At 68.9% G+C, this 13,661-nt stretch carries 11 protein-coding genes; 6 read left to right on the top strand and 5 right to left on the bottom strand.

The window, feature by feature from the left end; translation table 11 throughout:
• The first annotated feature begins 175 nt into the window (after positions 1 to 175).
• The 5 genes from ACO1BR_RS16205 to ACO1BR_RS16185 are packed head-to-tail and all read left to right on the top strand — an operon-like array spanning position 176 to position 5,817.
• Positions 176 to 1,798 (top strand): peptide ABC transporter substrate-binding protein, encoded by a 1,623-nt coding sequence (locus ACO1BR_RS16205; RefSeq protein WP_426795762.1) that lies wholly within the window; start codon positions 176 to 178, stop codon positions 1,796 to 1,798.
• A gap of 28 nt (positions 1,799 to 1,826) precedes the next feature.
• Positions 1,827 to 2,750 carry an ABC transporter permease gene (locus ACO1BR_RS16200; RefSeq protein WP_426795761.1) on the top strand — a complete coding sequence of 308 codons (924 nt, stop codon included), beginning with the start codon at positions 1,827 to 1,829 and terminating at the stop codon, positions 2,748 to 2,750.
• Complete coding sequence (locus tag ACO1BR_RS16195) at positions 2,743 to 3,723, top strand: ABC transporter permease (protein WP_426795760.1); 981 nt, start codon at positions 2,743 to 2,745, stop codon at positions 3,721 to 3,723. The genes ACO1BR_RS16200 and ACO1BR_RS16195 overlap by 8 nt, the downstream gene beginning before the upstream one ends.
• Before the next feature lie 11 nt (positions 3,724 to 3,734).
• Positions 3,735 to 4,766, top strand: a complete 1,032-nt coding sequence (locus ACO1BR_RS16190; RefSeq protein WP_426795759.1) for an ABC transporter ATP-binding protein — start codon at positions 3,735 to 3,737, stop codon at positions 4,764 to 4,766.
• Positions 4,753 to 5,817 (top strand): ABC transporter ATP-binding protein, encoded by a 1,065-nt coding sequence (locus ACO1BR_RS16185; RefSeq protein WP_426795758.1) that lies wholly within the window; start codon positions 4,753 to 4,755, stop codon positions 5,815 to 5,817. Before ACO1BR_RS16190 ends, ACO1BR_RS16185 begins: the two co-directional genes overlap by 14 nt.
• Before the next feature lie 74 nt (positions 5,818 to 5,891).
• Here the strand turns inward: ACO1BR_RS16185 and ACO1BR_RS16180 are convergent, their stop codons facing one another.
• From ACO1BR_RS16180 to ACO1BR_RS16160, 5 genes are all read right to left on the bottom strand, one after another.
• Positions 5,892 to 7,034, bottom strand: a complete 1,143-nt coding sequence (locus ACO1BR_RS16180) for an ABC transporter ATP-binding protein (RefSeq protein ID WP_426795757.1) — start codon at positions 7,032 to 7,034, stop codon at positions 5,892 to 5,894.
• A 12-nt stretch (positions 7,035 to 7,046) separates the two neighbouring features.
• Entirely contained in the window at positions 7,047 to 8,114 is a 1,068-nt protein-coding gene (locus ACO1BR_RS16175) for an ABC transporter ATP-binding protein (protein WP_426795756.1), read from the bottom strand.
• Between the two features lie 11 nt (positions 8,115 to 8,125).
• Entirely contained in the window at positions 8,126 to 9,097 is a 972-nt protein-coding gene (locus ACO1BR_RS16170; RefSeq protein WP_426795755.1) for an ABC transporter permease, read from the bottom strand.
• Between the two features lie 120 nt (positions 9,098 to 9,217).
• Positions 9,218 to 11,017 (bottom strand): ABC transporter substrate-binding protein, encoded by a 1,800-nt coding sequence (locus tag ACO1BR_RS16165; protein WP_426795754.1) that lies wholly within the window; start codon positions 11,015 to 11,017, stop codon positions 9,218 to 9,220.
• Between the two features lie 107 nt (positions 11,018 to 11,124).
• The gene (locus ACO1BR_RS16160; RefSeq protein WP_426795753.1) at positions 11,125 to 12,159 is read right to left on the bottom strand and encodes an ABC transporter permease; all 1,035 of its coding nucleotides are present in this window, start codon (positions 12,157 to 12,159) and stop codon (positions 11,125 to 11,127) included.
• Between the two features lie 489 nt (positions 12,160 to 12,648).
• Between ACO1BR_RS16160 and ACO1BR_RS16155 the strand changes: the two genes are divergently transcribed.
• The coding region (locus ACO1BR_RS16155) for a hypothetical protein (RefSeq protein ID WP_426795752.1) at positions 12,649 to 13,661 on the top strand (1,013 nt) is incomplete at its 3' end.

Here is a 13,661-nt window from a genome sequence, read left to right as displayed (position 1 = left end):
CCCCGCCGGACTTCGGTCCGGCGGGGCGCTTCCGTCATCCGGGCGGTTTCTCGGGATTTCGGAGCAGTGGCGGTCGACTCCGGAGTGCGATACGTGCTGGTTTGGGCTCTGATGTGGGCTACGTGTGGTCCCTGTGGCTACGTGTGACCCCGGAGTCCGGACCAAAGGAGACGCCATGCGCAGAGCCGTGCGCGCGAAGTGGGCCGTATGCGCTGGAGCCGTCGCGCTGGCGGCCACGGCCTGCGGGGGCGGAGGCGGTGGTACGGACACGTCCGGGGTGGTGAGCTCCTCCTGGGGGGACCCGCAGAACCCGCTGGAGCCGGCGAACACCAACGAGGTGCAGGGCGGCAAGGTCCTGGAAATGCTGATGCGCGGGCTCAAGCGCTACGACCCGAAGACCGGGGCCGCGGAGAACGTCCTCGCCGACCGCATCGAGACGGCGGACGCGCAGAACTACACGGTGACGCTGAAGCCCGGCTGGACGTTCAGCAACGGGGAGAAGGTCACCGCGAAGTCGTTCGTGGACGCCTGGAATTACGGCGCGCTGCTGGACAACAAGCAGAAGAACGCGGCCTTCTTCCAGTACATCGACGGCTACGACCGGGTCCATCCGGACCATGGCGCGGCCACCGCCAAGACCCTCTCCGGGCTCCAGGTGAAGGACGAGCGGACCTTCACCGTCAAGCTCAACCAGAAGTTCTCCAGCTGGCCGGACACCCTGGGCTATTCGGCGTTCATGCCGCTGCCGCAGGCGTTCTTCCGGCAGCACGACGCCTGGCTGAAGAAGCCGATCGGCAACGGCCCGTACCTGGTGGACTCGTACACCAAGGGCACCGTGCTGAAGATGCGGAAGTGGCAGAAGTACCCGGGTTCGGACCCGGCGCGAAACGGCGGGATCGATCTGCGGGTCTACACCGACAACAACACCGCCTACACCGATGTCCAGGCGGGCAATCTCGACCTGGTGGACGACATTCCCGCCGCACAGCTCAAGAACGTGAAGAAGGACCTGGGGAACCGGTACATCAATCAGCCGGCCGGGATCATCCAGACCATCACCTTCCCCATGTACGACCCGAAATGGGGCCGGCCGGGTATGGAGAAGGTGCGCCGCGGCATCTCGATGGCGATCGACCGGCAGCAGATCACCAAGGAGATCTTCCAGAACACCCGGACACCGGCGAGCGACTGGACCTCACCGGTGCTGGGCGCCGCCGGCGGCTTCAAGCAAGGGCTGTGCGGCGACGCCTGCGTGTTCGACGCGGCCAAGGCCCGGCAGCTCGTCCAGGAGGGCGGCGGACTGCCCGGCGGCCGGATGACCATCACGTACAACGCGGACACCGGCTCGCACAAGGACTGGGTGGACGCGGTCTGCAACAGCATCAACAAGACGCTGGGGAACGACAAGGCGTGCGTCGGGGACCCGGTCGGGACTTTCGCGGACTTCCGGAACAAGATCAGCGCGAGGCAGCTGACCGGGCCGTTCCGGGCCGGCTGGCAGATGGACTATCCACTGATCCAGAACTTCCTGCAGCCGCTGTATTACACCAATGCGTCGTCCAACGACGGAAAGTTCAGCAACCCCGCCTTCGACAAACTCGTCAACGAGGCCAATGCCGCACCGGACACCCGCCAGGCGGTGGCCACGTTCCAGGAAGCGGAGCGGATCCTGGCCGAGCAGATGCCGGCCATTCCGCTGTGGTACCAGAACGGCAGCGGCGGATATGCGGAGCGCATCAGCAATGTGTCGCTGAATCCCTTCAGCGTGCCGGTCTACAACGAGATCAAGGTCGGCTGAGCCGCTGACCGTGAAGTGAGGCTCGTTCATGGGACGTTATGTGATCCGCCGGCTGCTCCAGATGATCCCGGTCTTCGTCGGCAGTACGTTTCTGATCTTCTTCATGGTCTACGCGCTGGGCGATCCGGTCGCCGCGATGTTCGGCGACCGGGCGCCGGACCCGGCCACCGCCGCGCAGATCCGCCACGACCTCTTTCTCGACCAGCCGCTGTGGAAGCAGTATCCGCACTACATGGGGCAGATCTTCCAGGGGAACTTCGGCACCGCGTTCAACGGCCAGTCGGTCACCGAGCTGATGTCCACGGCCTTTCCGGTCACTCTCCGGCTGACCATCGTCGCGATCGCCATCGAGGTGGTGGTGGGCATCGTGCTGGGGGTGTTCAGCGGGCTGCGGCGCGGCCGGGGGGTGGACACCACGGTGCTGGTCCTCACCCTCGTCGTCGTCTCGATCCCGACGTTCGTCAGCGGCTATCTGCTGCAGTTCGTGTTCGGCGTGAAGTGGGAGTGGGCCGCGCCGACCGTCGCGACCGAGGCGCCGCTCGGCCAACTTCTGCTTCCCGGGCTGGTCCTGGCTCTGGTCTCGCTCGCCTACGTCACCCGGCTGACCCGCACCTCGATCGCGGAGAACGCCCGCGCCGACTACGTCCGCACGGCCGTCGCCAAGGGCCTGCCCCGGCACCGGGTCATCACCCGCCATCTGCTGCGGAACTCGCTGATCCCGGTCGTCACCTTCATCGGCACCGACATCGGCGCGCTGATGGGCGGCGCCATCGTCACCGAGCGCATCTTCAACATCCACGGCGTCGGCTACCAGCTCTACCAGGGCATCCTCCGGCAGAACTCGCCGACCGTGGTGGGCTTCGTGACGATCCTGGTCCTGGTGTTCCTGATCGCCAACCTGCTGGTCGACCTGCTGTACGCCGTCCTCGACCCGAGGATCCGCTATGCCTGAGAGCTACGTCCCCAAGGAAGCCATCGGCCACGGCGACGGCGGCACCGCCGCCCTGGCCATCGGCGCGGCCGAGTCGCTGGAGCGGGCGCCCGCCGCCGGCCCGCCGCCCGGCGGCGAGCCCACCGGCAAACCCCGCAGCCTGTGGAGCGACGCCTGGCACGACCTGTGCCGCAACCCGGTCTTCGTGGTCTCCGCGCTGGTGATCGTCTTCCTCGTGGTCATCGCGATCTGGCCGCAGCTGATCGCCACCGGCAACCCGTACCGCGCCGACCTGTCCAAGGCTCAGGAGGGCGCCGCGCCCGGCCACCCCTTCGGCTACGACACCCAGGGCCGGGACGTCTACACCCGGGTCGTCTACGGCGCCCGCGCCTCCATCACCGTCGGCACCTGCGCCACCGCCGGCGCCGCCCTGCTGGGCAGCCTGCTCGGCGGGCTGGCCGGCTTCTTCGGCGGCTGGTGGGACACCCTGCTCTCCCGCCTCGCCGACATCTTCTTCGGCATCCCGGTGCTGCTCGGCGGCCTGGTCTTCCTGTCCGTCGTCACCAGCACCACCGTCTGGCCGGTGGTCGGCTTCATCGTCCTGCTGGGCTGGCCGCAGATCTCCCGGATCGCCCGCGGCTCCGTCGTCACCGCCAGGCAGAACGACTACGTCCAGGCCGCCCGGGCACTGGGCGCGGGCAACGGGCGGATGCTGCTGCGGCACATCGCGCCGAACGCCGTCGCCCCGGTCATCGTCGTCGCCACCATCGCGCTCGGCACGTACATCGCGCTGGAGGCCACGCTGTCCTATCTGGGCGCCGGGCTGAAACCCCCCACCGTCTCCTGGGGCATCGACATCTCCACCGCCTCAACCTACATCCGCAACGCACCGCACATGCTGCTGTGGCCCGCGGGCGCGCTGAGCATCACGGTGCTGGCGTTCATCATGCTCGGCGACGCGGTCCGCGACGCCCTCGACCCCAAGTTGCGCTGAGGAGGCGGCAGATGACGAACGGCGGCGAGCGGCACGGGGAGCCCCTGCTCGAAGTCCGGGACCTGCGGGTGGAGTTCCGTACCCGGGACGGGGTGGCCAGGGCCGTCAACGGCGTCAGCTACACCGTGGCGGCCGGGCAGACGCTGGCGGTGCTCGGCGAGTCGGGCTCCGGGAAGTCCGTCACCGCCCAGGCCGTGATGGGCATCCTCGACTCGCCGCCGGGCTTCGTGACCGGCGGCGAGATCCTCTTCCAGGGGCGCGATCTGCTCACCTTGGGCAAGGAGGAGCGGCGCAGGGTCCGCGGCGCCAGGATGGCGATGATCTTCCAGGACGCGCTCTCCTCACTGAACCCGGTGCTCAGCGTCGGCGCGCAGCTGGGGGAGATGTTCGAGGTCCACGAGGGGATGTCCCGCAAGAAGGCCCGCGGCCGGGCCGTGGAGCTGATGGAGCGGGTCGGCATCCCGGCGGCCCGGGAGCGGGTGGGGGACTATCCGCACCAGTTCTCCGGCGGGATGCGCCAGCGCATCATGATCGCGATGGCGCTGGCGCTGCGCCCCGACCTGATCATCGCCGACGAGCCGACCACGGCGCTGGACGTCACCGTCCAGGCGCAGGTGATGGACCTGCTCGCCGAGCTCCAGCGGGAGTTCACCATGGGGCTCATCCTGATCACCCACGACCTGGGCGTGGTCGCCGACGTCGCCGACACCATCGCCGTGATGTACGCCGGCCGGATCGTCGAGACCGCTCCCGTCCACCAGCTCTACAAGGCACCCGCGCACCCGTACACCCGCGGCCTGCTGGAGTCCATCCCGCGCCTCGGCCACAAGGGCCGGGAACTCTACGCGATCAAGGGCCTGCCCCCGAACCTCACCGCCATCCCGCCGGGCTGCGCCTTCCACCCCCGCTGCCCGCTGGCCCGCGACATCTGCCGTACGGATCCGCCGCCGCTCTATGAAGCGGGACCGGACCGGGCCAGCGCCTGCCACTTCTGGAGAGAGACCCTCGACGGCGGAAAGGAGATCTTCGATGGCGCCCGGTGACCCCGCATCCGCTCCCGCACCCGAACCCGAACCCCTCCTCGAAGTCCGCGACCTGGTCAAGCACTTCCCGCTCACCCAGGGCGTGCTCTTCAAGAAGCAGGTGGGCGCCGTCAAGGCCGTCGACGGGATCTCGTTCGACCTCCACCCGGGCGAAACCCTCGGCATCGTCGGCGAATCGGGTTGCGGCAAGTCGACCGTCGCCAGGATGCTGGTGGGACTGGAACGGCCGACGGAGGGCCAGATCCGGTACCGCGGGCAGGACATCGCCCGCCTCTCCGGGCGCGCGCTGAAGTCCGTGCGCCGCAACATCCAGATGGTGTTCCAGGACCCCTACACCTCCCTGAACCCCCGGATGACGGTCGGCGACATCATCGGCGAACCGTACGAGATCCACCCCGAGGTCGCGCCCAAGGGGGACCGCCGCCGCAAGGTCCAGGAACTCCTCGAAGTCGTCGGGCTCAACCCCGAGTTCATCAACCGCTATCCGCACCAGTTCTCCGGCGGCCAGCGCCAGCGCATCGGCATCGCCCGCGGCCTGGCCCTCCGCCCGGAGATCATCGTCGCCGACGAACCGGTCTCCGCCCTCGACGTCTCCGTACAGGCACAGGTCGTCAACCTCCTGGCGCGCCTCCAGAGCGACTTCGACCTCTCGTACATCTTCATCGCGCACGACCTCTCCGTCGTCCGCCACATCTCCGACCGGGTCGCCGTGATGTACCTGGGCCGGATCGCCGAGATCGGCACCGGCGAGCAGATCTACGACCACCCGACCCACCCCTACACCCAGGCGCTGCTCTCCGCCGTCCCGGTCCCCGACCCCGAGGCCCGCGAGCACCGCGAGCGCATCCTGCTGGCCGGCGACGTCCCCTCCCCGGCGAACCCGCCCTCCGGCTGCCGCTTCCGCACCCGCTGCTGGAAGGCCCAGGAGCTGTGCGCACAGATCGAGCCGCCCCTCGAAGTCCCCTCGGAATTCCGGGAGTCGACGGGACCGGCGCACCATCCCTCGGCCTGCCACTTCGCGGAGGAACGACAGGTGGTGCCGGGCGGGTAGGGAGTCTGGCGAACGCCGCGGAGCCCGCCTCCCCGACGGGGAAGCGGGCTCCGCGGCGCGCGGGCGCGGCGGGCTCAGTCCTCGGCGCCGTCCTCCGTGGCGGGTGCCGCCGCCTCCTCGATCGCCGCCAGCGCCGGGTCCAGGACGATGTCCTCGCCCCGGGACGCGGTGGTCGGCTCCTCCGGGAAGTGGCAGGCGGTCAGGTGACCGGCCGCGTTGCCGCCGAGCTGCACCAGCGGCGGCTCCTCGGTGGCGCACTTCTCCTGCGCCTTCCAGCAGCGGGTGCGGAAGCGGCAGCCGGACGGCGGGTTGACGGGGGAGGGGACGTCGCCGGCGAGCCGGATCCGCTCGCGCTCCTCCTCGCCGTCCTCCGCGAGCTTCGCCTCGGGGACGGCCGAGAGCAGCGCGTGGGTGTACGGGTGGCGCGGCCGGTGGTAGATCTCGTCGCGGGTGCCCACCTCGACGATCTTGCCGAGGTACATCACCGCGACCCGCTCGCTGAAGTGCCGCACGATCGCCAGGTCGTGGGCGATGAACAGGAACGCGATGCCCAGCTCGCGCTGGAGGTCCTGGAGCAGGTTGACGACCTGCGCCTGGATGGAGACGTCGAGGGCGGAGACCGGTTCGTCGGCGACGATCAGCTTCGGTTCCAGGGCGAGCGCGCGGGCCACGCCGATGCGCTGCCGCTGGCCGCCGGAGAACTCGTGCGGGAAGCGGTTGTAGTGCTCGGGGTTGAGGCCGACGGTTTCGAGGAGTTCGCGGATCCGCTTCTCCCGGCCGCCGGGCGGGTTGATCCCGTTGATCTCCATCGGCCCGCCGATGATGGTGCCGACCGTCTGCCGCGGATTGAGCGAGGCGTACGGGTCCTGGAAGATCATCTGGATCTCGGAGCGGATCGGCGCCAGTTCCTTGCGGTTGGCGTGCGTGATGTCCCGACCCTGGTACGTGATCCTGCCGGCGGTGGGCTCCATCAGCCGGGTCAGCAGCCGCCCGGTCGTCGACTTGCCGCAGCCGGACTCGCCGACCAGGCCGAAGCTCTCGCCGGCGTGCACGGTGAGGTCGACCCCGTCGACCGCCTGGACGGCCCCGACCTTCCGCTTGAACGGGAAGCCGCCGTAGATCGGGAAGTGCATGGTGAGGCCCTCGGCGGTGAGCAGCGGCTCGCCGGAGGTGGGCTCGGCGGCGCGGGGCTCGGGGAGGGTGTCGTTCTTGGACATGGTGGTGGCTCCCTAGCCCAGCCGGGGCTTGATCTGCTCGGTGAAGAGGGTCTGCTTCTGCTCGGTGCCGAGGTGGCACGCGGCGGCCCGGCCCGGCGCCAGCGCCGGCCGTTCCTCGCCGCAGCGGGTGCCGCCGACCTCGCCGGTGAAGCCGCAACGAGGGTTGAACGCGCAGCCCGAGGGCGGGTTGAGCAGGCTCGGCGGGGAGCCCGGGATCGGGTGCAGGGCCTCGTTGACGTCCGAGGAGAGTCGCGGCATGGAGCTCAACAGGCCCCAGGTGTACGGGTGCTGGGGCTCGGTCAGGATCTCCCGGACCGAACCGCGCTCCACCGCCCGGCCCGCGTACATCACCAGCAGGTCGTCCGCGGTGTTGGCGACCACCCCGAGGTCGTGGGTGATCAGGATGATCGCGGAGCCGAACTCCTGCTGGAGGTCCTTGAGAAGGTCCAGGATCTGCGCCTGGACGGTGACGTCCAGGGCGGTGGTCGGCTCGTCGGCGATCAGCAGCTCCGGGTTGCAGACCAGCGCCATGGCGATCATGGCGCGCTGGCGCATACCGCCGGAGAACTGGTGCGGGTAGTCGTCCACCCGCAGACTCGGCTGCGGGATGCCGACCTTGGTGAGCATCTCGATCGCGCGCTGCCGGCCCTCGCGCTTGCTCGCGCCGGTGTGCTTGATGAACGGCTCGGCGATCTGCCGGCCGACGGTGTAGTACGGCGACAGGGCGGTCAGCGCGTCCTGGAAGATCATCGCCATCTTGTTGCCCCGGAGCTTCTCCAGGGTCTTCTCCTTGGCGCCGGTCAGCTCCTGGCCTTCCAGGTGGATCTCACCGGTGATCTCGGTGGACTTGGGGTTGTGCAGCCCCAGCACCGCGAGGTTGGTGACGGACTTGCCGGAGCCGGACTCGCCGACGATGCCCAGGGTCTTGCCGCGCTCCAGGTCGAAGGAGAGGCCGTCGACCGCCTTGACGATGCCGTCCTCGGTGGAGAACCGGATGTGCAGGTCGCGGACGGAGAGGAAGGGGCCGGAACCGGATCCGGTCGGGGCCGGCTTCTCCTCGGTCTTGGGGGGTGTGGTCACGTCAGGCTCTCCTAGGACAGGCGCACGCGCGGGTCGATGAACGCGTACGTCGCATCCACGATGATGTTGAAGATGAGGATCATGGCCGCGCTGAACAGCATCACGCCCATCACCATGGGCAGGTCGAGGGTGGTGACGGAGTCGACCGCCAGCCGGCCCAGCCCCGCCAGCTGGAAGGTGAACTCGGTGATCATCGCGCCGCCCAGCAGCGAACCCAGGTCCACACCGAGGATGGTGACGATCGGGATCAGGGAGCCGCGCCAGGCGTACCGCAGGAAGACGTAGCGCCCCGTCATGCCCTTCGCCTTGGCGGTGCGGACGTGCTCCTCCTGGAGCTGCTCGATCATCGTGGAGCGCGCCATACGGGTGTACTGCGCGGTGTAGATCGTCGACAGGACCAGCCAGGGGATCAGCAGACCCATGAACCAACCGGCCGGATCACTGGTGAAGTTCACGTACTGGGGTGCGCTCAGGATGCCGCTGTAGACGAAGATGCCCAGCACGATCGGGCCGAGGATGTAGATCTGCACCGAGCTGAGGACCATCGAGACGCCGGTGACCGTCTTGTCGAGCAGCGAGCCCTTCTTCCAGGCGGCGATCAGGCCGGCGCCCAGGCCGATCAGCAGGAAGACCACCGTGGCGCCGGCGGCCAGCGACACGGTGAGGGGCAGCCGGTCCATCATCGTCGACCAGATGTCCTGCTTGGTGGCGAAGGAGTATCCGAAGCAGGGGGCGCTGCAGTGGCCGAGGGTGAAGTCACGGCCCGCGAAGATGCCGACCAGGAAGTGCCAGTACTGCACCGGTACGGGCTGGTCGAGGCCCAGGTTCTTGTGGATCAGGGCGACGTTGTCGGCAGTGCAGTTCTTTCCGCAGGCCATCAGCGCTGGATCGCCCACGGAGAAGAAGACGAAGAAGGTGAAGGCGCTCAGGAGGACGAGGATGACGACCGCGCCGATCGTCCGGCGAAGTAGAAAGGGAAGCATGACAGTTCGCTGCTCTCAGGACGGCGGCTGCGGTGTGGGGTGGAGTGGTGGGAAGGCCCCGGAGACGCGCGCCCCGCCGTGCGCGCGCTCCGGAGTGCCTTCGACCGTCGCTTGCTGCTGCTACTTCTTGATGAACAGGGTGTTCACGTCGAGGTAGTTGGTGTCCGTGTTGTAGCGGATGCCGCCGATCTTCGAGCCGTACAGCTGGAGCGACTTGACGAAGAACACCGGGACGGCCGGGTTGACCTTCTCCACGATGTAGTGGTGGAGCTTCGTCCACTCCGCGGTCTGCTGCTGCACGTCCGGGATCTTCTTGATCCGGTCGATCTCGTCGCTGATGTGCTGGTCGCGGACGTGCGAGTAGTTGGAGGCGCCGTCCTGGATGGTGCGGCCGTCGTAGGACGGCGGGATCACCGTGGAGGCGTCCGGCCAGTCCTGGCCCCAGCCGGTCAGGTAGATGTCGAAGCCGTTGTCGACCTTGCCCATCTGCTGGTACCAGGAGGCCGAGTCGACCTCCTTCTTCTGCACGTCGAAGCCCGCCTTGGTGAGCCCGTCGGCGATGGCGACGGCCTCGTTCTGCCGGATCTCGGTGTTGGCGTAGGCGTAGACGAGCTTCATGCCCACCTTGCCGGCTTCCTTCAGGAGCTGCTTGGCCTTCTCCGGGTCGCCGCCGGGCTTCTTCAGCTTGCCGTAGGGGTCGTAGCCCTTCTCGTAGCCCGCGACGGTCGGGGAGAGCAGACCGCCGGCGATCTCACCGCCGTAGCTGCCGCCCTCGACCCGGACGACCTGCTGGCTCGGCATGGCGTAGGTGATCGCATCGCGGATCTTCTTGTCCTTGATGCGGTCCATGTTCATGTTCAGCTGCCAGACGTACGGCTGGTAGCCCTGCACCAGGCGCTTGCTGGCGCTGGGGTTGCTCAGCACCTGCCGGGTCAGCGTCGGCTCCACGGAGTTGGTGAAGCTGATGGCGGTCTTGTCGTCGCCCTGGTCGGCCATCAGCCGCTTGGTCGAGTCCGAGAACTGGTGGTTGAAGGAGATGTTGTAGCCGTCGACGTACTGGTGGCGCGCCGGGTCGGTCTTGGGGTCCCAGTTGGTGTTCTTCACCAGCTGCATGGACTTGCCGGCCTTGAAGTCCGCGATCTTGTACGGGCCGGAGGACACCGGCGCGACGTCGTACTTGTCCTGGGTGTCCTTCGCGCTGTCCGGGACGGCGCTGTAGCCCGCCATCGCCAGCGCGTAAGGCAGCTGCGTCTGCGGGTCCTTGAAGTGGAAGACCACGGTCTTGTCGTCCGGGGTGTCCAGGACGGACTTGGGGAGGTGGTCGCCCTTGTACGGGCCGTCCGGCAGCGCCTTGCGGTACGTCGTGCCCTCGCCCGACAGCCACTGCTGGACGTAGGTCGGGCCCTCGGTGATGAACGAGGCGTACATGCGCTCTATGGAGTGCCGGATGTCCTTCGAGGTGATCGGCTGGCCGTCCTCGAACTTGATGCCGTCCTTGAGCGTGTACTTCCAGGTCTTGCCGCCGTCGGACATCTGGCCCGCGTCGGTGGCGAGGTCGCCGACGAGCGTCTTGTTGCCCTTGTCGTCCTGCGTGTAGGTGGTCAGACCGCGGGAGACCAGCTTGGCCAGGTCGCCCACGTCGCTGACGTACTGCTGGGCCGGGTCCAGGTGGTTGAAGCTGTCCCGCTGGTAGACGGTGATGGTGCCGCCGTTCTGCGCACCGGCCACCGCGGCGGCGGGGCCCTTGGACTGGGCGGCGTTGCCGAGCGGCACGACCTTCGACTGGGCCGCCGCGTCCTTGTCCGTCTCCGCCTTGTCCTTGCCCGCCTTGCCGCCGCTGCTGCAACCGGTCAGCGCGAGCGAACCGGCCGCCAGGGCCACGATCACCGCGCGGGCTCTACGCGTGGAGAGTGTGTTCATGAGGATCCAAGCACCTACCTGTCAGTCGTTGTCCAGATGTGCTGTCGGACGCATCCGGTACGAACCGGGCGCGGCGGGGGTGACAGCAGGCCCCCTCAAATGGACGATCAGCGCCCGGACTTGGGGTCGAACGCGTCCCGGACCGAGTCTCCGAGCAGGTTGAAGCAGAGAACAAAGATCACCATTGCGACGCCGGGGAAGAGAAGGAACGTCGGGTCGTTCTCGTAAACCTGACCGGCCGTGTGGAAGAGCCGTCCCCAGTCGGGGGTCGGCTCCATGATGCCGACGCCCAGGAAGGACAGGCCGGCCTCCGCCGTGACGAACAGCGGGAGCATGTAGGTGGTTTGCACGAGGATCGGGGTCACCACATTGGGGAGCAGTTCCTTGGTGATGATCCGCCAGGGAGAGGCGCCGGTGATCTTCGCGGCCTCGACGAAATCCCGCTCCCGTAGCGACATCACCTGGCCGCGCAGCAGACGGGCCAGCGCCATCCAGCCCAGCGCCCACTGCACGACGATCAGCGCGATCACCCGGATATAGGTGGGGGTTTCGTCGCCCGGCGTCACGAAGAGCGCGATCACCACGGGCATGAACGCCACGAACGTCAGCTGGCTCGGGAAGGCGAGCAGGAAGTCGATGACCCGGCCGACCCAGTAGTCGGTCTTGCCGCCCAGGTAGCCCGCCGCGATACCGACGAGGGTGCCGGTGAGGACCACCAGGACGGTGACCGCCAGCGAGATGCCGAGCGAGGTCCGCATGCCGTACAGCAGGTTGGTGAAGAGATCGCGGCCCAGACGCGGCTCGATTCCGAACCAGAAATCGCCGGAGATCCCGCCGTTGGGTCCCGCCGGATAACTGAACTCGTCCAGGAGATCGGGATTATCGCTGCCGTACAGCGTGTACGGATTCTTCCCGTACAGCGAAGCGATCACCGGCGCGAGTGCCGCGATGACGAAGAAGGCGAGCACGATGATCCCGCAGATCACGCCGGTGCGGTCGCGCCGGAAGCGCGCCCACATGAGCTGGCCGGGGGAACGGCCGACCAACTCACCGCCCATGCCCTTCTTTTCCTTCTTCAGACCTTTGGGCGCCAGTTCCGGGGTGTCGGACGTGGCCGCCGAGGTCTGGGATGGACTAGTCATCGCGAAGTGCCCCCGCGCCGAGTTCTCTTGGAACGTGAAGCGGCACCGATTGCACCGCTGGATGAGCGCGACTTTCGCAAGTTGTTTACGGCGCAGTCAAGGGCATGCGGTGTGCTTCTGCCCAGGACGCCCGCTTCTTGAGCGAAGATTGCGCAGATTGACGCTAAGGCGTGCTTGACATGCGGCTGTCATGCGCGACATACAGGGGTAAATCACCCACCACCACTTAACGTGGTGGCAACTTGACTGTCGCAACACCGATATACGGACGCGTCATGCTGAACGTCGTACGGCCGTGCGGGTGCCGTAGGCCGGCCGGGGGCGTCGACGGCTCCCCTGGCCGGTCGCTGCTCCGGGTGTCTTTCGGGTACCGCTTCCTCCGTGCCTGTTGTCCGTTCGCCGAGCCTGCAGTAGACCTGCGCCAGTGCCTTCACGTGGGTGAGGGCGCCGGGGCGGAGCGGGACTTCGAGGCGGACGGAGGTGCGGGTCGTGTCCACAGTGCGGGAACGCCGCCTCACCCGCGGTGCGTGCGATGCCGGTGGTCTGGTCTGCCTGGTGCTCGCGCTGCTCGGCGCGGTCTGGATCGCGCGGGACGCCGCCGTCGTCCCGCGCCCCGCGGAGCTGTGGTGGGGCTGGCTGGGCGCACCGCCCGACCCGCACGCGTCCGCGATCCGGGTGACGTCCCTGTACGACCCGCTGCTGGTCCTCGGCGGGTCGGCCGCGGCGATCGCCGTACGTCGCCGGGCGGTCGCCGCCCCGGGGGCGCTGCTGGCGCTGGCCGCCGCCACCGCGCTGCTGCGGATCCCGCAGCTCTGGATCCCGCTGCTCGGGCCGCCGGGCACGCGGTCGGCCCAGGGGGTGGACGGAGCGCTCGCGGACTGGGCCGAGGGCGTGGTGATCGCCCAACTGGTACTGGCGGCCGCGCTGTTCGCCGTGGTCGCGGCGGGCCGGCGGCCGGTCCAGGGAGAGCTGTCCGCGGTGGCGCCGACCGCGTACGGAGTGGTCCACGAGGCACCGCCGTACGGGGCGGAGACCGGTGCGGCGGGCCGCCCGCGCCCGGGGCCCGCCCGCGTCGCCGCCGTCTCGCTGGGCGCCGCCGCGCTCGCCCTCATCGCCGGGCAGCTCTACCGGTGGCGCCAACTGGGCTGGGACGCCTATCGCGAGGGGCTGCTCGGCGGTGCCCTCGACGGCCGGGCGCTGCTGGAGCCGCCGCCGCACTGGCAGGCCGCGGCACTCGCCCTGCTCGCCCTGGGGGCCGCGGTCGCCATGCTGCGCCGGGCGCGCTGGGCGCGGCCCGCGGCGCTGGCGGCCGGGACGCTGCTGCTGGTCCGCTCGGCCGCGGTGCTCGCCCTGTCCGTACGGGCCGGGGAGGTGGCGCGCTGGGCCGTGCTCTGCGGCGCGGCGGTGGTGGCCCTGCTGGGGCTCGCCGCGGTGTACGCGGCGGCCCGGCCCGGTGTACGGGACGCCGCCGCGGACCGGCCCGGCCCGGTCGCGTACGGCGG

It is taken from the genome of Streptomyces sp. YGL11-2 (genome assembly GCF_050054615.1).
GTDB lineage: Bacteria > Actinomycetota > Actinomycetes > Streptomycetales > Streptomycetaceae > Streptomyces.
This window is presented reverse-complemented; position numbering and strand designations above follow the sequence as displayed.